The 20908-nt window shown below is 52.8% G+C and carries 14 protein-coding genes; 9 read left to right on the top strand and 5 right to left on the bottom strand.

Translation table 11 applies throughout. The features are described from left to right. Positions 1–172: 172 nt before the first annotated feature. Positions 173–799, bottom strand: a complete 627-nt coding sequence (locus GN242_RS10395; protein ID WP_156287432.1) for a Vat family streptogramin A O-acetyltransferase — start codon at positions 797–799, stop codon at positions 173–175. Between the two features lie 269 nt (positions 800–1068). Here GN242_RS10395 and GN242_RS10390 point away from each other — a divergent pair, with 269 nt between their 5' ends. The 4 genes from GN242_RS10390 to GN242_RS10380 all read left to right on the top strand — a co-directional run bounded on the left by GN242_RS10390 (position 1069) and on the right by GN242_RS10380 (position 2863). Then, entirely contained in the window at positions 1069–1227 is a 159-nt protein-coding gene (locus tag GN242_RS10390) for a hypothetical protein (RefSeq protein WP_154751162.1), read from the top strand. A gap of 136 nt (positions 1228–1363) precedes the next feature. Continuing rightward, positions 1364–1486, top strand: coding sequence for a hypothetical protein (locus tag GN242_RS21840; protein WP_255474415.1), 123 nt, complete (start codon positions 1364–1366; stop codon positions 1484–1486). A gap of 404 nt (positions 1487–1890) precedes the next feature. Continuing rightward, a complete protein-coding gene (locus tag GN242_RS10385) occupies positions 1891–2325 on the top strand; it encodes a hypothetical protein (RefSeq protein ID WP_154751163.1) in 435 nt (144 codons plus the stop codon). A 148-nt stretch (positions 2326–2473) separates the two neighbouring features. Further along, on the top strand, positions 2474–2863 hold the full coding sequence (locus GN242_RS10380) for a hypothetical protein (protein ID WP_156287431.1): 390 nt from the start codon (positions 2474–2476) through the stop codon (positions 2861–2863). Between the two features lie 62 nt (positions 2864–2925). On the opposite strand, the gene mqo is transcribed toward GN242_RS10380, so the two are convergent. Continuing rightward, positions 2926–4578, bottom strand: coding sequence for a malate dehydrogenase (quinone) (gene mqo, locus GN242_RS10375; protein ID WP_154751165.1), 1653 nt, complete (start codon positions 4576–4578; stop codon positions 2926–2928). A gap of 310 nt (positions 4579–4888) precedes the next feature. Here mqo and GN242_RS10370 point away from each other — a divergent pair, with 310 nt between their 5' ends. Continuing rightward, positions 4889–5284: a YybH family protein gene (locus GN242_RS10370; protein WP_156287430.1), complete on the top strand. Its 396-nt coding sequence runs from the start codon at positions 4889–4891 to the stop codon at positions 5282–5284. Here GN242_RS10370 and GN242_RS10365 read toward each other — a convergent pair. Next, on the bottom strand, positions 5257–7071 hold the full coding sequence (locus GN242_RS10365) for a sigma-54-dependent Fis family transcriptional regulator (protein WP_154751167.1): 1815 nt from the start codon (positions 7069–7071) through the stop codon (positions 5257–5259). The two genes, GN242_RS10370 and GN242_RS10365, sit on opposite strands and share 28 nt — an antisense overlap. Positions 7072–7355: 284 nt before the next feature. Here GN242_RS10365 and exaC point away from each other — a divergent pair, with 284 nt between their 5' ends. The 4 genes from exaC (at position 7356) to GN242_RS10345 (ending at position 11779) form a co-directional block, all read left to right on the top strand. Continuing rightward, positions 7356–8876, top strand: a complete 1521-nt coding sequence (exaC, locus tag GN242_RS10360) for an acetaldehyde dehydrogenase ExaC (protein ID WP_154751168.1) — start codon at positions 7356–7358, stop codon at positions 8874–8876. 25 nt (positions 8877–8901) lie between these two features. Then, positions 8902–9927 carry an alcohol dehydrogenase AdhP gene (adhP, locus tag GN242_RS10355; RefSeq protein ID WP_156287429.1) on the top strand — a complete coding sequence of 342 codons (1026 nt, stop codon included), beginning with the start codon at positions 8902–8904 and terminating at the stop codon, positions 9925–9927. Between the two features lie 65 nt (positions 9928–9992). Continuing rightward, complete coding sequence (locus GN242_RS10350; protein WP_230320635.1) at positions 9993–10826, top strand: YdcF family protein; 834 nt, start codon at positions 9993–9995, stop codon at positions 10824–10826. A gap of 44 nt (positions 10827–10870) precedes the next feature. Beyond that, positions 10871–11779 carry a LysR family transcriptional regulator gene (locus GN242_RS10345; RefSeq protein WP_156287428.1) on the top strand — a complete coding sequence of 303 codons (909 nt, stop codon included), beginning with the start codon at positions 10871–10873 and terminating at the stop codon, positions 11777–11779. Here the strand turns inward: GN242_RS10345 and GN242_RS10340 are convergent. Then, positions 11748–20363 (bottom strand): glycoside hydrolase family 94 protein, encoded by an 8616-nt coding sequence (locus GN242_RS10340; RefSeq protein ID WP_374189826.1) that lies wholly within the window; start codon positions 20361–20363, stop codon positions 11748–11750. The genes GN242_RS10345 and GN242_RS10340 overlap by 32 nt on opposite strands. Before the next feature lie 125 nt (positions 20364–20488). Beyond that, entirely contained in the window at positions 20489–20656 is a 168-nt protein-coding gene (locus GN242_RS21775; RefSeq protein ID WP_255474417.1) for a YnfU family zinc-binding protein, read from the bottom strand. Positions 20657–20908: the final 252 nt, after the last annotated feature.

Here is a 20908-nt window from a genome sequence, read left to right as displayed (position 1 = left end):
TATTTTATTCGAGGAATAGCATCTGTCACGCCATGATTAATTATTTCCAGTACTTGTTAAGGTGGCTAAATAGTATTATTTTTTTCTTAAGTAGCTTGTCATTAATAATGAGTAACATACCCGAGCATTATTATTTGAAGATTGAGATGGATCGGTCAGCCCGATCCGCTCTCTATTTCCTTAAACAGCTAATATCACCATCGATAATCGCCGCCAGATTCTGTGTGATCTTTTCTACCGGCCATTCCCACCATGCGATAGATTCCAGCTCAGTAATAACCTCATCACTGAAACGTTGACGGATTACTTTTGCCGGATTACCCCCCACAATGGTATAAGCAGGAACATCTGACACCACCACGGAGCGTGAGGAGATAATCGCACCGTTACCGATTTTAACTCCGGGCATGATCAGTGATTCATAGCCTATCCAGACATCATTACCAACGCAGGTATCGCCTTTAAAGGGCAGGTCGCCGGGTTCAGGTGCAGCACTTTCCCAGCCATTGCCAAAAATAAAGAACGGGAAGGTCGAAAAACCGGAGGTTTTATGATTAGCACCGTTCATAATAAATCTCACTCCGCGTGCCAACGCGCAAAACTTGCCGATAATCAGCTTATCACCGATAAAAGGGTAGTGATAAAGCACATTGCGTTCGAAGTTCTCTGAATCCTCCGGGTCGTCATAATAGGTGTAATCACCAATGATAATATTGGGATTACTAACGCTGTTTTTAATAAAACAGACCTGCGGAAAACCGGGCAAAGGGTGAGTATCTTTAGGGTCGGGGCCGTGCATAATGCTCTCCTGAAGTAGAAATCTAAGCGGATAGTATAGACTATAAACACCAACCTAAAAATGCAATAAAACAGTCTAATTAAAGCGTTATTGCCACCAAAACAATCCAATTATTAACAATGAGTAAGAATATATTGAAAACAAATCCTCTGAATGTGGCGATCTGTTTTTTGTGAGTTTAATCACGATGCGGAAGATATTTTAATCTATAATCACTTCTCAATTTCAATAATAGAATTTATCCAAAAAACACAACAAGGAGCATTAACATGCGTGAACTTAAATTGAATGAGATCGCAAGCGTTAGCGGTGGTGGTATTGGTAAATTAGTTGGCATAATTAGTCCGCCTATTGGCGCTCTTCAGCTTGGATGGCAAATTGGTTCCTGGCTCGGTGGCCTTTCCAATAAATGGAGTGGGTATAATTAACAGAAACCTCTCTACACATTGATCCTAATGAAATCTGGCGCGCGAGGTTTTGCGCTATTCAGGTATTATAAGAAACAGATTAAATCTGATTCAGTTCATGATTAATCATCATGCGGTTGAAAAAGAGGTGTGCTAAATGAAAGTATTAAATCCATCAGAAATTAAACAGGTCTCCGGCGGATCTGTTATTGTCGGCATTGCTTTTACAGTGGGTATCAGTCTGGGTTATCTATTCGGCAATCCGGTTAAGTGCTATTGATCGCTGATAAATTCTGAATATTTTATGTTACTGATATAAAAACCACGGTCTCCTATGCAGCAGGTCGTGGTTTTTTTCACGCCTGAGCTCTGGACGCGAACCTCAGTCCGGCATGCTGATTCAGCAGGAGAGCCGGCTCTGGCGATACGCAACTACGCAACATAGTACGGGCTTCAAAGTGAGCATTTATCAGCCAAGTTTGCGCATTAACCCGGCAACCGGCCATGCGTCACGCCAGTCTTGCTGATGGTGACGATTGTCAGCTGACGCAGCGGAACGATCTGGTGACGTAAAAGATGTAAACTTCTCGTAAATTAGGAACAACCCTAAGCTCAGTCAGGTGTTTTTAGCCGGATGCAGGCGTATTATAACCGTCTGAAATTATACTGAGGATAGACCGCTTAATGTTTTATCGTTCCACGCTCGCCGCGCTCACGGCCACCTTACTGCTGGCAGGTTGCAGCCACAAATCCACTCAGGCTCCGGCTACGGTAGAAGTGTCTGCTGCTGAAGCGACGCCTGCTGTTTCTGAGTTTGCCTCTGGCCCGACGCAGATTAACGTGACTCACGTGGTTACCCGCGCTGACGATGGCTCCTCAGTGATCCTCACTATCGACGGCGTAGAAGCCGGTACGCTGACGCGCGGAGAGAACAAAGAACTGTTTGTTCCTGAAGGCAAGCATAAGGTTGGTGGTTATGTACAGACGCTGTTTGGTCTGGGCCGGGTGACCATTCAGTCGGTGGAAGTAACCACTAAAACGGATCAGGCAACACATGTATCCTACTCAGTGACCAGAAACAAACCTGCATTTGCCCTGACAGATAAAGCCGCAGGCTGATGCTGTCTGCTACCCTGTTCCGTTTGCAACAGCGGCGGAAGCAGGGTAGCAAACGTCATTTCTCAGACGATCCCTAACCCTTCAACGCCGATCTCTCTGCTCTCAGCCGCTATAATGGTCAGTTCATTTGCCGCAGAGGGAGCACCTGATGTTTTATCGTTTGACGCTGACCACCATCGCGACGGCTATGATGTTGACGGGCTGTGCTCAACATCCGCAAGATATTCCCGCTGATCAATATGCCAGCGGTCCTACCCAGATCAACGTTTCACATATTGTCACTCAAACGGACGATGGTTCTGCGGTGGTTGTCACCGTGGATGGCCGGGATGCCGGCGTGCTGGATGGCGGAGAGCATGCGCTGCTGCATGTACCCTCTGGCGAACATAAAGTGGGTGGCTATGTACCGACACTGCTGGGACGGGTAACAATTCCAGCGGTGGATGTTACCACCTCACAAAATAAAGTGACTACGGTGGCGTACACGGTCGCTCGGGATAAAGCGGCGTTTACACAAGTTGCACGTTTGCCAGGATAAACAGCAGAGAAAACAGGAGGGGACTTGCCCCGGCGGTGAGCCAGGGCAAGAGAACAACAGGATTACAGCGCCATATCGTGCTGCGCGCTTTCGGCACGTTTCTCAGGCTGAGAAGGTGCATCCGACGGCTTGTTGTTCATATTGATAACCGGCGGTTTAACCAGTTGCAGAGTTGCTGCAGTGTCATCCCACACCTGCTGAGTCAGCGCAGTGTTGCCATTTAACTGCTGGCCATAGCTTGGAACGATGCTGCGGATCTTGCTCTGCCACTCTGGTGAGTTGAACTGCTCCGGGAACAGCTTTTTCATCACGTTGAGGGTGATTGGGGCTGCGGTGGAAGCGCCCGGTGAAGCACCCAGCAGGGCTGCCAGGGTTTTCTGCTGATCGGTCACAATTTCAGTTCCGAGTTTCAGCACGCCGCCTTTATCTTCATCTTTCTTGATGATCTGTACGCGTTGACCGGCCTGAATCAGTTTCCAGTCCTCTTTACGCGCATTCGGGTAGTACTCTTTCAGCGCTTCAAAGCGGTCGTTATCATCCAGCATCACCTGACCGATCAGGTATTTCACCAGGTCGAAGTTGTCCATGCCGACATGAGTCATAGGCATAAAGTTACTGGTGGTCGTGGTGCTTAACAGATCGAAGAGCGAACCATTTTTCAGGAACTTGGTAGAGAAAGTGGCGAATGGCCCAAACAGCACCACACGCTTACCGTCAAGATAACGGGCATCCAGATGCGGAACGGACATCGGCGGTGCCCCTACAGAGGCCTGACCGTAGACTTTTTCAGTGTGCTGTTTAGTAATCTCAGGGTTTTCGCTCACCAGGAACGAACCACCTACCGGGAAACCAGCATAGTTATCCGCCTCAGGAATACCGGTTTTTTGCAGCAGTTTCAATGCGCCACCACCGGCACCGATAAACACATATTTCGCGTCAACGCTATGTTCTTCACCGCTTTTCACATCGGTGATGGTCACATGCCAGGAGTTATCAGCATTACGTTTGAAATCCGTGGCTTCTGCCGAGGTTTCCAGCGTAAAGTTTTTGTCTTTCTTCAGGCTGCCGATCAGCTGGCGGGTGATTTCACCGTAGTTAACATCAGTTCCAACCGGAGTCCAGGTGGCAGCAACTTTCTGTTGCGGATCGCGACCTTGAATAGTCAGCGGTGCCCACTGTTTTATTTGATTCTGGTCAGTAGAGAATTTCATTCCCTGGAACAGGGTGGTTTGCTGTAATGCTTCATAACGTTTAGTCAGATAATTAACGTTAGTGTCGCCCCAGACAAAACTCATATGCGGGGTGGAGTTAATAAATGAGTGTGGGTTATTCAATACGCCGCGTTTCACCTGAGCGGTCCAGAACTGGCGGGAAATCATAAACTGCTCGTTAATTTCCAGCGCTTTGGACACATCAATAGAGCCGTCCGGGCGCTCTGGCGTATAGTTCAGCTCCATATTCGCGGAGTGCCCCGTGCCGGCATTGTTCCAGCCGTTTGACGATTCAAGGGCCACACCATCCAGCTTCTCTACCATCAGCTGTTTCCAGCCTGGCTGAAGTTCCTGTAACCAGGTGCCAAGAGAGGCGCTCATGATACCGCCACCAATCAGCAGTACGTCGGTTTTCTGCGATGCAGGGGTTTCAGCCCAGGTACTGGTACAAACCAATAATGCTGACAGAGATAGCAGGGGAATAGTTTTTTTGGAGTTAGACATTTTAATAACGCATCAATATAGGTTAACAAATTGAGGCGATATTTTAGCGCAATTTAACGAAAAGTTAATAACTATTTATTATATTTAAACCAAATCTCTAAATTAATTTAATTACTTAACAGTTAATTTAATTACATGCCGGGTTTATTTAGTTAAATAACGTCCTTAACAGACTGATTAATTAATATTTAAAGCAGTTTATAACATTAACCGGAGACAGGGTACGCGGCGAACCACAAATCTGCTTGTTTTAAGAACGGCTATTATGTCAGTGTGGCGTTATAACTTCCACAGTGCGGAGATCTGATCCATGAGTTCACACCCGATACGCCTGATCATAGAAGCCTGCGACCGTGCAATCAGTGCACGCGATTTTGACAGCCTGATGCGCAACTATGCAGAGGATGCAGCTCTGGTGGTTAAACCGGGCATGATTGTCAGAGGGCGCGAGAATATCCGTAAGGCATTTATCGCTATTTCCGACCATTTTCAGGGGCAGCTGCGGGTAGAGCAGGGCGAGATGCAGGTGATCGAGGGGGCGGGTGATGCACTGGTGATTATGGAAACTGTCCTGCACTACCCGGACGGCACAGGCGGCACGATCACCACCACCCGGCGCGCCACCTATGTGTTTCGGCATCAGCCGGACGACGGCTGGATCTGCACTGTTGATAACTCTTATGGTACCGATTTACTGGGTAACTGACCTGCCACAGTATGGCTGCGCGCAGCACGCCGATACAGGGTGCTGCGTGCCACGCCCAGTGCTTCAGCCGTTTTACTGATATTGCCGTTGAAACGTTGCAGAGTAGCGGCAATCAGCTGCTCATCATGCTGTTGCAGCGCAGGCAGCGGCTCACTCACTGCCATCCGGTATTCGGCAGGCAGACTGCTGCAATCCAGCTCTTCATTATCTTCTGCCAGCGCCAGCAGTACTTTCAGCAGGCTACGCAGCTGTCGAACATTACCGGGCCATGGGTGCTGCACCAGGATATCCAGCAGCTGTGGCTTCATGCTGATCCCGCGCTGTTCTCCCCCCATATTCTGCCAGAGCTGCATAATAAAGGTGTCCAGTTCCGGCCATTCCCGCAGCGGCGGAATAGTCAGCGCAAATTCCTGCAAGCGGTAGAGCAGATCTTCGCGGAAGGTGCCGTCCGCCACCAGCTGAGGCAAATTACGGTGAGTGGCACTGATAACGGCAAAACTTACCGGCCAGCTGCGGCTGGAACCTAGCGGAGCCACCTCTTTCTCCTGCAATACCCGCAGCAGACGGGTTTGCAACGCTAACGGCATATCGCCAATTTCATCAAGGAACAGCACGCCGCCGTCAGCTTCGCGAATTTTACCGATATAGCCATTTTTACTGGCTCCGGTAAACGCACCAGGCTGATAACCAAACAGTTCTGACTCAATCAGCGATTCCGGAATCGCGGCACAGTTAATGGCAACAAACTTTCCCCTCTGCCAGCGGCTCTGCTGATGCAGCGCCCGGCTGACATACTCTTTACCGCTACCGGTTTCCCCATGCAGGCAGAGAGAAACGCCCGCATTCATCAGGCGCACCATTTTGTTGCCGTCATCACGCAGAGAAAAAGGCAGCGCGGAGGGGGTAACGTCAGCAGAGTGAAAGCGGGTGCGTGTTGGCGCGCGCAGGCGGAAGAAATAGTGCTGCTGGTCAGCGGTGGTCAACGATTGGGGCACCAGGTTTGCCTGCTGTTCTGACTGCGGAAACAGCTGCTGGAAAGTGACACTGCCCATCTGTTCAGCACTCAGTTCAAGCTCGCGCATCGCCACCCGATTCGCCGCCATCAGCATATTATCTGAGAACACCAGCAGCAGTTCATCAGCGCGGTCGAGACCTTCAATTTTCCGGTGCAGGTTCATTATCCACTGGTCTGGATTCAGGCTCTGTTTTACCCACAGATACTCGATCTGTTGTGCGGCATCCTTGAGCAGCGCCAGAGTATGGGGGTGCGCAAAATTGGCAGGGCCGGAGATATCAAGCACGCCGGCAATCTTCCCGCAGGGGCTTTGCAGGGGGATCGCGGCGCAGTACAACCCCTGGTTGCTGGTGAGGAAATGCTGCTGCCCGTCAATTTCACAGCACTCTTCAATGGCGAGGGCTGTGCCAATGGCATTGGTGCCGCGTCCGCACTCGCTCCACAAATTTCCCGGAGCAAGGGCAAAACGCTCTGCTTTTTGCAGCGCCTGCATATCGCCAAAAGTATTCAGCACCAGGCCACTGGCATCAGACAGGATCACCACGGCCTGCTTATCAGCGATTTTTTCAGCCAGGATCCGAATAGTCGGCCGCGCAAACTGTTGCAGTGCAGAGTGGTGAGCAAGCAGGTCTGCCAGCTCAGACTGGCGGATACGGGGAAAGTCGTCGGAAAGGCGATCCAGCCCGTAAAGCTGGCTGCGATACCAGGAGTCATTGAGAAGGGGGTCTGTGGCGATCCCATAAGTGCTGACGGCTGACGAATTTCCCTGCATTAAAAACCTCACGCCTTGATGATGTTGTTGCGATATTGTAGCCATCAAGTTTTTGTTGTGTTGCGATTTGCAACACAGTTGCGGAAGTTTCTCTTCCGCCGAAAAAATACCCCAAATGGCCTACCTCCATATATTTGATAATTATCGTAATTTTACGATTGAAATGAAATTAAGAACTGGCACGATGTGTGCAAAAGGGAAGGGTCAACCGTGACAAAGTCGAGAACTGGTTTGCAGCGCGGTTGTTTATCTCTCGAAGACCTACCCTACAAGAGGATTTAGCGATGCGTTACTCCCATCCAGGTACACCCGGGGCTTTAGTGTCCTTCAAAGCATCCTATGGCAACTTTATTGATGGAAAATTCGTAGAACCGCAAAGCGGTCGTTACTTTATGAATACCTCCCCGGTAAACGGCAGTGATATCGCACATTTCCCGCGTTCCGACGCCCGTGATATTGATGCTGCCCTTGACGCTGCCCATCGTGCCGCTGCGGACTGGGGGAAAACCAGCGTGCAGCATCGCTCAAACCTGTTACTACAGCTTGCCGACCGTATTGAAGCTAACCTTGAATATCTTGCAGTCGCTGAAAGCTGGGATAACGGCAAACCAATTCGTGAAACCCTTAACGCTGACCTTCCGCTGGCTATTGATCACTTCCGTTATTTTGCCGGGTGTCTGCGTGCACAAGAAGGCAGCGCGGCGGAGATTGACGAGAAAACAGTCGCCTATCATTTTCATGAACCGCTGGGCGTAGTCGGGCAGATCATCCCGTGGAACTTTCCCCTGTTAATGGCGGCGTGGAAGCTGGCCCCGGCACTGGCGGCAGGCAATTGCGTAGTATTGAAACCCGCTGAACAGACCCCGCTGGCTATCACTCTGCTGCTGGAACTTGCCGGTGACATCTTCCCGGCTGGCGTATTAAACATTGTACAGGGCTTTGGCCGTGAAGCAGGTGAGGCGCTGGCGACCAGTAAGCGTATCGCCAAAATTGCTTTTACCGGCTCCACTCCGGTAGGCCGGCATATCATGGCCTGTGCTGCGGAAAATATTATTCCCTGCACCGTCGAACTGGGCGGAAAGTCGCCGAATATTTACTTTGCCGATGTGATGAGTGGCGACCCGGAGTTTATTGATAAAGCGGTGGAGGGCCTGCTACTCGGTTTCTTCAATCAGGGTGAAGTCTGCACCTGTCCGTCCCGCGCGCTTATCCATGAGTCGATTTACGCGCCGTTTATGGAAAAAGTGATGGCAAAAGTGGCTACAATCCGACGCGGTGACCCGCTGGATACCGAGACAATGATCGGGGCGCAGTCATCGCTTCAGCAGTTTGATAAAATTCTCTCCTATATTGATATAGCGCGTGAGGAAGGCGGAAATATCCTTACCGGCGGTGAACGCGCCTCTATCTCTCCTGAGCTGGATAACGGTTATTACATCCAGCCGACCCTGATTAAAGGTGACAACAAGATGCGTTGTTTCCAGGAAGAAATCTTTGGCCCGGTTATCGGGATTACAACCTTCAAAGATGAAGCCGAAGCATTGGCTATCGCTAATGAGACACAGTTTGGTCTGGGGGCCGGGATCTGGACGCGCGACAGTAACCTGGCGTATCGCATGGGCCGCAATATTAAAGCGGGCCGCGTCTGGACAAACTGCTACCACATTTATCCTGCACATGCTGCGTTTGGGGGCTACAAAAACTCAGGCGTAGGGCGTGAAACCCACAAAATGGCATTGAATGCCTATCAGCAAACCAAAAATCTGCTGGTCAGCTATGACACAGCACCTTTAGGGCTATTTTAAGCCTGTTTTCCTTCGAGGACTGAAAATGAAAACGATGAAAGCCGCAGTAGTTAAAGCCTTTGGCAAACCTCTGGTAATTGAACAGGTACCGATTCCTGAAGTAGGCCCGGGCCAGCTGCTGGTAAAAATTGTTGCCACTGGCGTTTGCCATACGGACTTGCACGCAGCGGAAGGTGACTGGCCGGTAAAACCACAGCCACCGTTTATTCCTGGTCATGAAGGCGTGGGTTATGTGGTCAAGGTGGGCGACGGCGTAAAGCACATAAAGGAAGGGGATCGCGTGGGCGTACCATGGTTATACTCCGCCTGTGGCCATTGCGAACACTGTCTGGACAGCTGGGAAACCCTGTGCCATTCGCAGCAAAACGCTGGTTACTCGGTTAACGGCAGCTTCGCTGAATATTGCCTGGCCGATGCAAACTACGTCGGTATTCTGCCGGATAACATCGGTTATAACGAAATCGCCCCGATCCTTTGTGCCGGTGTCACGGTATATAAAGGGCTGAAAATGACCGAAGCCAAAGCAGGTGACTGGGTGGTTATTTCCGGTATTGGCGGGTTGGGGCATATGGCCGTGCAGTACGCGGTTGCCATGGGCTTTAACGTAGCAGCAGTGGATATTGACGACGAGAAGCTGGCCTTTGCTAAACGTCTTGGTGCAACCGTAACGGCAAACGCCCTGAAAGTTGACCCGGCTAAGGTGTTTAAAGAAGAGTTTGGCGGGGCACATGGTGTGCTGGTGACGGCGGTATCACCGAAAGCCTTCGAACAGGCGATTGGTACTATGCGCCGTGGCGGCACCATGGTGCTGAACGGTCTGCCACCGGGTAAATTCGACATGTCGATCTTCGATATGGTGCTGGATGGTACCACTATTCGCGGATCAATTGTAGGTACCCGTAAAGACCTGCAAGAGTCTCTCGATTTTGCCGGACGTCACAAAGTAGCCGCCAGTATTTCCGTCGAGCCGCTGGAGAATATCAACGATATCTTCGCCCGCATGCATGCCGGTAAAATTGAAGGGCGTATTGTGGTCGATATGTCCCTGTAATATCAGGCTGACCATAGCAACACCGGGTTCGCCCGGATTTTGAACCAGGGCATAGCATCCGTGCTATGCCTGTTCGCAAAATACAAAGTATCGGTGTTATCATCCATCAGATGTACTCTCAGCAAAAGCCTCCGGTTATGATCCTTAACCCGCAGAATCTTGACTATCTCAATACGATTTCTCACTGGCTTGCCGTGAATGACATCAGCGGTGAGCAGGATCTGCACGGCGATGTCGCTATCCTTGCGGGCCATGCGGTGCTTCCCGGGATCCTCGGTGCATTTTCCCGCCTGGCGGCAACCACGATCCCTGTATTACTCAGCGGCGGCGTTGGGCACTCCACCGGGCTACTGAAAACGGCATTAAATGAGATGCAGATAACCAGCGCAGCATCAAGCGAAGCACAGCTGCTGGCCGATGTCGCGGTGGAAAGGTTTGGCATACATCCTGAACGGCTGATTGTTGAAGATCAGTCCCGCAATTGTGGCGAGAACGCTGCCTTCAGCCGCAGAATCTTACAGGCCCGTGAGATCGAGGCTCGCCGTATTATTATTATTCAGGATCCGCTAATGCAGCGCAGAACGGTGGAGACCTTTGAGCACGAATGGCAGCGTCAGGGTCGACAGGCGGATTTTATCAGCTGGCCGGTCTTTATTCCGCAACTGACGTTACAGGACGGTCAGATTGTGATGAGCGGTGCCGCGTCGCAGCAGGGGCTATGGACGCTGGAGCGCTATGTTTCCATGGCGCTGGGCGAAGTGCGTCGGCTGCGTGACGATCATAATGGCTATGGCCCGCTGGGTCTTGGGTTTATCGGCCATGTTGATGTGCCGCATGCCGTCGAACAGGCCTGGCAGCGGCTGATGGCGGATCCTGAACTGGCGGCGCTGGTACGCTAGCCGACTTTTCTTTCTGTTACTTATCACCAGGTCACGTTGCTGCCATGACTGAACCCGATCTTAATTTACTGATTGCCCTTGATGTGCTGCTCACTGAAGTCAGCGTAGCGGCAGCTGCACGGCGTCTGGGGTTGAGTGCTTCGGCGATGAGCCGTACTCTCAGCCGCCTGCGGAGCGTCACTGGCGATCCGCTGCTGGTGCGTGCCGGGCGAAATATGGTACTGACGCCCCAGGCCGAAGCGCTTCGCGAACGCAGCCAGAACGCAGTATTTGAGGCTCGTGCAGTGCTGCGTCCTGCGGGTGCTGAACTGCATCCGGCGAGTCTTGAATGTACTTTTACGCTACGCGCCAATGACGGTTTTGTGGAAGCCTTTGGCCCGGCATTAATAGCCGCCGCAGCCGCGTCGGCACCCCGTGTTCGGCTGACTTTTGCCGCAAAGGCGGAAAAGAGCGTTAAGCCGCTGCGCGAGGGACGGGTCGATCTGGAAATTGGTGTAGCAGGGGATATGGGGCCGGAAATTCGCTTACAGGCGCTGTTTCGCGATCGTTTTGTTGGCGTGGTGCGAAATGGACATCCGCTGTCACTGTTACCAAAGGTCGGCATAAACGACTATATCGCTTATGGCCATGTGGTGGCATCACGCAGCGGCCGGGCAGAAGGCCCGGTGGATCGGGCGCTGGCAGAATCCGGCCTGTTCCGCCAGATAAACGCCGTGGTGCCTGCTTTTCCTGCTGCGGTGGCCGTAGCCCGCGCATCCGAGCTGGTGGCGCTGGTTCCGGCCTCTTTTTTACTTAATCAGCCCGCCGGAATTCTGCATATATTTGAACTGCCGGTGAAAACCGGCAGTATCACCGTATCACAGATGTGGCATCCTCGTTCCGAAGCCGATCCGGCCCATCGCTGGCTGCGTCAGCTGTTGCTTACCGTATGCCGTCAGCAGGTTCCTTTCTGACGTTGTCACCCAGGCTGATCTCCACCTGATGATGTTGTCCATCATCCAGCAGCGGAATGCGTTCCCCGGGCTGGATAACACCGTCCAGCGTGACACTGTAACCTTCTCCCGCGCGTGAAATCTGAATATGATACTCGCTGCTGGCGTGGCGATAAGTGAGGCTGACAGCAGGCCAGGCTTCAGGTAACACCGGCCTGACAGAGAGGCTGCCTCCTTCACGGGTGATCCCGAGCAAAGACTCGACCAGCAGCCGATAAGCCCAGCCTGCCGAACCTGTGTACCAGCTCCAGCCACCGCGCCCGGTATGAGGCGCAACGCTATAGATGTCGGCCGTCATCACATAAGGCTCTACTTTATAGCGTGCCACTGCACCAGCATCCAGGCTGTGATTTATCGGGTTGATCATCGACCACAGCTGCCACGCTCTCTCACTGTTTCCCCGCTGTGCAAACGCCATAACCGCCCAGATTGCCCCATGAGTATATTGCCCGCCGTTTTCACGAACGCCGGGGACGTACCCCTGGATATACCCGGGATTAGGCCCGTCGCCATTAAATGGCGGCGTTAACAGCTTAATCATCCCGGCATCTTCATCGACCAGCCGCCTGTCCAGCGCCTGCATCGCTTGTGCACACTGTTCCGGCGTACCTGCGCCGGAGAGTACCGCCCAGCTCTGGGCTATGGCATCAATCTGGCAGGCCTGCGACAGGTGAGATCCCAGTGGTTCGCCGTTATCAAAATAACCCCGGCGATACCATTCGCCATCCCATCCTGCGGTGTTGAGATTATTTTTCAGCTTACCGGCTTCCTTACGGCACTGTCTGGCAATATCCGTCTGCCCGCGCTGGTCGGCCAGAGCGGCAAAACGCAGCAAAATATCGTACAGGAAGAACCCGAGCCAGACGCTTTCTCCTTCACCTTCAATACCCACCAGGTTCATACCGTCATTCCAGTCGCCGGTTCCTATCAGCGGCAGTCCATGTTCCCCAAAACGCAGGCCGTGGAGCAGGGCTTTCAACCCGTGCTGCCAAACCGTCTCCTCAATGGCACTGATGGTCGGCTGTTCATATACCGACTCCTCACCAGCCGCAGGCTGACGCCCCTCAAGGTAGGGAACTGATTCGTCCAGCAGCGCAGTATCCCCGGTGGTGGTCACGTAATGGCATATCGCCAGCGGCAGCCAGAGATAATCATCCGAACAGCGTGTACGCACGCCGTTCCCAAGAGGCGGGTGCCACCAGTGCTGGACATCGCCCTCAATAAACTGTCTTGAGGCGCACAGCACTATCTGGTCGCGCAGACGCTCAGGAGCGGTATGGCTGAGGGCAAGAGTATCCTGCAGCTGGTCACGGAAGCCGAATGCGCCTCCCGACTGATAGTAGCCGCTGCGTGCCATAATCCGGCAGGCAAGCGTCTGATACAGCAGCCAGCCGTTAACCAGCAGGTTGACTGACGGATCGGGAGTGGTGACCACGACTTTATCCAGGATGTTATGCCAGTGCTGGTGCACCTGCGCCAGTTCATGACGGGCCGCATCTTCATTCAAATAATGAGCGATCAGCGCCTCCGCATCCTGTGGGTTTTGCCCGATGCCAAGAGCGAAAATAAACGTCCGCTGATCGCCATCGATTAGCGTCGTGGCCGACTGAACTGCCGCACAGGGATCAAGCCCGGCTCCGGTGGTGTCCGGCAATCTGCGCTGTGTCATCGCCGCAGGAGAGTGACGGGAACCGTGACGGCCGAGGAAGGCCCGGCGATCGCCGGTGAGAGAGCAGTGCGCCCCGGTCACCGCGAAAAACGCCGTTCTGTCAGAGCCGTTGCTGCTGTAGTAGTTGTTAGCCAGCACACCGCATCCGGCCCTCACCGCTGAAGGAGAAGTGATGATATGCATAGCTGACTTACTGCGCGATTCGCCCAGCGTCCATTCAACGTAGCCGGTAACAGATATCATCCTGGTGCGGCCAGAGTTATTGGCGACGGTCAGAATGGCCAGCTTCACAGGCGCATGTTCCGCTACCAACACCGTCAGCTCGCTGTCCAGACCGGTTTCCCGGTGGCTGAATACGCTGTAACCAAAACCGTGACGGCTGAGATAGTGCCCCTGGCCCTGCACGGGCAGAGTAGTCGGAGACCAGACAGCGCCCGTCTCTTCATCACGCAGATAGAAGGCTTCACCAGAACGATCGCTTACCGGATCGTTCTCCCATGGAGTCAGCCGGTATTCATGGGCATTTTCAAACCAGGTATAGGCTTGTCCGGCCTCTGAAATCACGGTACCAAAGCTGTCATTAGCGATCACATTTGACCATGGTGCTGGCGTAGATCCCGCTTCACCGAGCAGAATTTGATATTCGCGTCCATCGGGAGAGAAGCCGCCCCGACCGTTGAAGAAGATCAGGGAGTCAGTATCCGGCTGCCACTCGAGGTGCTGACTTGCAGGGAGATCAGCAGGTGTTACCAGCGGTAAAGGCAGCGGTAACGATAGCGCCGTCTGCATCCGCAGATTAAGCTGCTCTTTCAGCCCACCGGCGCGATCGTCAATCACCACTCGTGCCACACTCAGCAGCAGCACACGATCCTCTGGCGAAAGATGCTGACCATTGCGTAAAAATATACCGCCCGATTTATCAGTCAGGCCTGACTCAGAGCCAGCGGCTATCAGGTTCATAATCTGGTTATGCAGCGTTTGCTGATAACCTCCCGGGCCATCATTCAGGATCACCAGATCCACAGCCAGCCCTTTAAGACGCCAGTAATGGTGGGCCTGCATCAGCGTATTAATCAGCGGAATGCTCTCCGCACTGGCGACGTTCAGAATAACAATCGGCAGATCTCCGGAGATAGTCCAGCCCCACAGACCACTCTGACCACGTCGGTTACGGGCGATGATTTGTGCTTCTGCCCGCAGCTCGGGACCAGGGAACAGCACCGCGCTGGCAACACGGTTAAACAGCGATGCATCATCTTCATTGGCATTCATCTGGCGCAGTACAATCTGGCTGTGTGACCATGCCAGCTCAAATACGCGGTCGGCAATCGCTGAATCACGGTATTTTTCCAGCAGCGCCTGACTAAGCTCACGAGCAGGCGTAACGCCGTACACCATATCAACGATCACCGGAACACCAGGCTGCAACAGCAGGGACTGGCGCACGGCCATCACCGGATCAAGCACTGCTCCCGCACTGTTACCAAGCGGGCCACTCTGCCCGGGAGCCAGAGCGCTGGAAGTATCATTTCCGCGCCCGATAAAAGCAGCGCGGTCGGTTTCAAACGACGCTGTTTTTTCCGTTCTGCCATGCACGACCATCATATGAAAAAGCCACGGGCTCTGTTCTTCCGGCGTACGCGCCCGGCGATGGCAGAGGATCGCTTCATGATCGGCGATCCATTCGGTCTGGACAAAAAGATTACTGAAAGCGGGGTGAGCCTGATCGCTCCCGGCAGAGGCCAGTACCACTTCCGCATAGCTGGTGAGTGCCACCGTACGTGGCTGGCGGCCCCGATTGGTCAGCGTAATGCGGCGCAGTTCAATATCATCTTCAGGGGAAACCACAATCTGCGTTTTGATATGCAGCGTGCCTTGCCTGCGGGTAAATTCTACTCCGGCATCAGTAAATGAGGCCTTATATTCATCGGGTTCTGATCCCACTGGCTGCCAGGTATTACTCCACACTTCTCCGGTTTTTTCGTCGCTGATATAGCAGTACGATCCCCAGTTATCGCAGGTGGTATCACTGCGCCAGCGGGTGAGGGCCAGGTCATTCCAACGGCTGTAGCCGCCGCCGGCCTGCGTCACCATCAGATGATAGTGCTCATTTGACAGCAGCTGAACTTCCGGCGCGCTGCTGTCCACGTCGGTGAACTCGCGCGGCTGATAATGAACCGGTAACAGCGTTCCTTCATGTGCGTCAAAATGCCTGCGCGGGCTGTAAAGCTCGATATTATGAGGCACCCGTTCCTGCAATAGCAGCCGCGCGGACTGAAACGCAGGTACCGCCATAAAGCGCTCTGTCATCGGTGCATCGTGCAGCAGATGTGATAGTGCCTGGAACGACATCCCCTGGTGGTGAGCCATCCAGGAGCGGACGATAGCAAACCTCTGGCCACTGGCCTGACGCGATGGGGTGTAATCAAGCGCTTCATAAAAACCATATTCCCCATGAGCGCCGTTTTTTTCCAGCACGGCGAGGTTGTCGCAGGCTTTACCTGGCGTGACCATTAACGCCAGGAAAGTGGCATAAGGGGCCACCACCATATCGCCTGCCAGCCCACGCTTAAGACCGAGTCCCGGCACACCAAATGCGTGATACTGATAGTTTTGTGAGGCATCAAAGGCGTAATAACCCGATTCCGAGACTCCCCACGGCACGCCACGCTCTTTGCCCCATTCAATCTGTCGATTAACCGCAGAGAGGCTCATTTGCTTCATCAGGCTGCCCGGATAGGTTGGCATCACCAGATCAGGCATCAGATATTCGAACATCGAGCCACTCCAGGACATCAGCGCCGTATCGTGGCCAATTTTGGTAAACAGACGTCCGAGTGCAAACCAGCTTTTGACGGGTAGCTGATTAGTGGCGATGGTCAGATAGGTCGTCAAACGGATCTCTGACGGGAACAGATCGTAATGACTGCTGTCCAGCCGGTTATTATCACAATCATAACCAACACTGAGCTGGTTAGTGACTTCGTTATACAGGAAGGCGAAATCCATTCTGGCATGCGCGGCCAGCCGCAGTTCCAGCTCGGCGATAATATCGATCTGTATACGTGCCGCGATCAGCGTTTCAGCGGTCGGCGCTCCTGGCCCCTCCGGCGTGGCGGTTGACAGCCAGCACAGGGAGGGCAGAGTTGAACCCTGCCAGTCCGGAGTAATCCAGCCCAGCAGCGACGACCATGCATGACAAAATAGCGTCAGCTGTTGCTGAAGATGACTAATCCAGCGGGTAACAGGGGTATTTTCATCGGAACCGGCAGGGTGCAGGCGCTGACTCAATCCCTCCATTTTCCTCAGTTCATCCAGCAGCTGCGACGGGTGCAGCTCCGAGGCATTACGGCAGTGTTTATGCAGCTGACGCAGTGTGGTGGGTGCATTCTGGCCCCAGCGGTTTTCCAGCAGGGTCAGGGTATCATCCAGACCTTCCAGCATCCTGCTGACATCCATAACCGGCTGATGACGCAGCCGGGTTAACCCCGAACTAAGCGTTAACAAGTGCCCGGCCATATTGCCGCTGTCAACGCTGGATACATAGCGTGGATTCAGGGGCGCAAGGGTGCGGGTATCGTACCAGTTGAACAGGTGCCCGCGATAATGCTCCATTTTATCCAGCGTATCGAGGGTCAGGGTGATACGTCTCAGCGCCTCAGATCCGGGTATGTAGCCAAAGTCATATGCGGTGAGGTTGGCCAGCAGTGAAAGGCCAATATTGGTAGGCGAAGTGCGATGGGCGATCGCCGGTTTCGGCTGTTCCTGATAATTATCCGGCGGCAGCCAGTTCTCTTCAGCGCTGGCGAAGTGGTCGAAAAACGCCCAAATCTCGCGGCCGGACTGGCGTAACAAACGTTTTTGTCCGCTATTCAGCGCCGCGGTAACCGGGGCGGGAGTGCGACTCAGCCAGCTGAGAAGTAACGGTGCCAGGCACCACAGCACGCTGACAGGTACGGCAAACCATAGCAACGCCGGTGCATAATGCGCAGTCAGCGACGTCAGCAGCAGACCGCAAAAAACATTAAACCCCATGGCGCGATAGAAACGGGTCGGTGATGTTTTTTCCGCTCCGGAGTAAGGATCAACGCTGGCCCACTGATTAAGGTTACGGCGTGAGATTCCCAGTCGCCATAGGGTGGTAAAAATCGCCTGTAAGGAGTAGCCCGCCTCATGAGGCAGCGTGGCAAAAGAGATAAAAATATGTGTCAAACGGCGCAGCGTGCCGGAGATTACGCCAGTAAGGCGCTGCAATAGCGGAACACTGCTGAACAGGAGATCCTGAACCATCGCCAGAGCAGTGGGTAACAGCAGAACCATCGCCAGTAAGACGAGCCAGTAAAGCGGATTCGGAACCCACAGTACCGCGGCAAACAGCAGCAGCAGCAGGGCCGGGGCCACCAGGCTGCGGCGAAGGTTATCGACTAATTTCCAGCGTGACAGCGTACTGAGCGGATTCTTATCACGGGAGCCATCAGCCCTTGTTACCCGCAGCTTTAGCCAGTTGAGAAGCTGCCAGTCGCCACGTATCCAGCGGGTGCGCCGTGCAACATCAGATAAATAGTTGGCCGGATACTGCTCGTAAAGCAGCACCTCACTCAGCAACCCGGAACGTGCGTAGCACCCTTCAAGCAGGTCATGACTCAGTACCAGATTTTCAGGACAGGTGTTCGCTGTCGCTTGCGCAAAAATATCAACATCATAGATCCCTTTGCCGACAAATGTTCCTTCGCCAAACAGATCCTGGTAAATATCTGAGGACATCATTGAGTAAGGGTTGTTACCCGGCAGGCTGCTGCATATCGCCGCATAGCGACCCTGACCGGAAAGGGGGATCTCTTCAGCCAGTCCTGGCTGCAAAATGCCGTAACCTTTCACCACCCGCTGTTTCTCAGCATCATAAATCGGATGGTTGAGCGGATGCGCCATCGTTGCGACCAGTTTATGGGCAGTATCACGCGGGAGCACCGTATCGCTATCCAGCGTAATGACATATCTGACCGCAACAGGGAAGGATTTATCATCTCCAGCGCAATGAGAAAACTGTGCTGCGGGCTGGCGCAACCAGCTGTTAAGTGCCGCCAGCTTGCCACGTTTGCGCTCATATCCCATCCATACACCCTGCTGCTCGTTCCACGTGGATGAGCGATGCAGCAAGAAGAATAGCGGGCGATCGGGCGCATAACGGCGATTAAGGCTGTGGATTTGTGAAATCGTCCATTCCAGCAGCATGTCGTTTTCCGGCTTGCTCTCTGTTAACGAGTCGCTGAAATCTGTCAGCAAGGCAAAATAGAGATTGTCACTGTTGTTACCCAGATAGAAGACTTCCACACTATTAAGCAGCGCCTCTGCCGCCTTGCGACTGGTGAGCAGGCAGGGAATGGCAATCATGGTGCTGAATTCGGCCGGAACGCCGTTGGAGAAATCCATACGCGGAAGCGGGCGCGGGCTGCGGAAGCGGGTAGTTGCCTCACTAAGCAGATGCAACACCACCTGACTGATAACCAGCGCCAGCGGTGCTGCCAGCAGCCACATTATCCAGTTCATGCCCTGTTCGGCGGTTGTTTGTAAAATTTCCGCAGTGATCCCGACAGTCAACAGGCACAGGCTGCCCAGCCATGCCAGCAGCGGTTCCTGGTTAAAACGATGTCGCAGATGAGTCAGCCAGTTGGTATTAGCTGACAGCTGTTTATCCAGTACATGGCGCTCTTCACCGATCAGATAATGGCCAATATGGTGCTGCGGGAAGTGCGAACTGGCGGCCTGTGAGAGGGCCAGAACCTGACGCGCAACATCCAGCTCACTAAAGTGACTGATACGGGCCAGCTTTTCGATCACATGCCGATAGTGGTCACGGGTATCAAAATGCATCAGCGGATAGATCCCGGCGGGATCCTCGCGCAGTACCTGTTCAACCAGGCTTGAAGCCTCACAAAAATCAGCCCAGTTGGTTTCACTCAGCAAACGTAAACCAGCGATGCTGTTGCTGACAGAGAGCTGACTGGCAGCCAGCTGCTGATTAAAATGATGTATCAACTGGTCGGTAGTGGTTCCATTTTCTGCCAGCCGCTGCTCAACCCAGTTGAGCGGCAGGGAAAGTAAATTGCCCCGGCCCTGTAACCGCCGCACCAGTTCAGCAACAAATGCACTGCTGAGAGGAGGGCGTGAGCGGGCCATATCCGCGATAACCATCACCAGGTCGGCCGGAGTATTCTCGGCGCAGACAATGATTTGACTCACCCACGCATCGGCGAGGTTGCGCTCTTTTTGTGCCTGAGCCACTTCACTACTGACGCGGCGCAGGTTCTCAATCAATGCAAGGCGTAACATACCCGGCAGCGCCCAAAGCTCTCCCAGAGTTAACGGTGTGACGCGCTGATAGGCGCTGATATAGCCGGTCAGGCTGGCGACATCCCAGCGTCCGTCACCGTGGGCAATCGCTTCCGATGCGATGTCATAAATTCTTGGGCAGGCATGTGGTGCAGCAAGAACCGGCAGTCCTTTACCAAAGTTCTTAGGCAGATGATGCCGCACCATGCGGATCTGTTCTTCAATCAGATAATAGTTATCCAGCAGCCACTCACCGGCGGGGGCAATACTGATTTTTTCCGCGCTGTTAAGCAGATAGCAATTCTTAGTAATTACTGACTCGTTATCGTCCAGACGTTTCAGCAAGTAGTAAGGAATTTTATCTGGTGACAAGCGATGTGAACGCGCCAGCTTTTGGCCATAAAGTTCCATCTGCGCGGCAGAAAATAGCTCTGCTTTGATCGCACTGTCATTAACCGCCACCGGCACTCCCTGCCATTTACTTTTAATAGTGGCGATTTTTTCGCGTAATTTCATCTTTAATGAATGTTTTGGACTTAATTTCATAATATGGCTCTTCAGGCGAAGCGGGCGCACAAGAGCAATTGTGAAATTACGTTGGAAACAATCTCACAAATGCTCTAAATAAATTAAAAAACAGTATCTGCTGGAGGGAAGGAAGAGGTGGTCGGTTATTGATTATTAACAACAAAAAGTGATTTGCAGGCCGGACAAAGCAGCGTTTGATTTTTACGGATTTTACTGGCTGCATGGCTTGAACGGTGTCCACAGAGCGGGCAGGTCACAGTAGATGTTGTTGCACTGCTGATGCGTTTCATTACATTCTCAAGAAATGACATAAAACAGACCTCATATAGCTGTCGATTATTATCATCGGTCGTTAAGACATTGTTATGCTGGCTGATCCAGTTACATATGATTCTTTCATAACTAAAAATTTAAAAGTGGTGTGAATATCAAACATCAAAAAATAAGAACATTTATTACATCCTCACATAAAGATAATACTGAAATAAACCCTTGTTATTTATTTTATTAGGAAGAGTTTATAAATAGATATGCCATCACTACTGTATACCCCTGGCTTTGTT

The organism is Erwinia sorbitola (genome assembly GCF_009738185.1).
GTDB classification, from domain to species: Bacteria; Pseudomonadota; Gammaproteobacteria; order Enterobacterales; family Enterobacteriaceae; genus Erwinia; species Erwinia sorbitola.
This window is presented reverse-complemented; position numbering and strand designations above follow the sequence as displayed.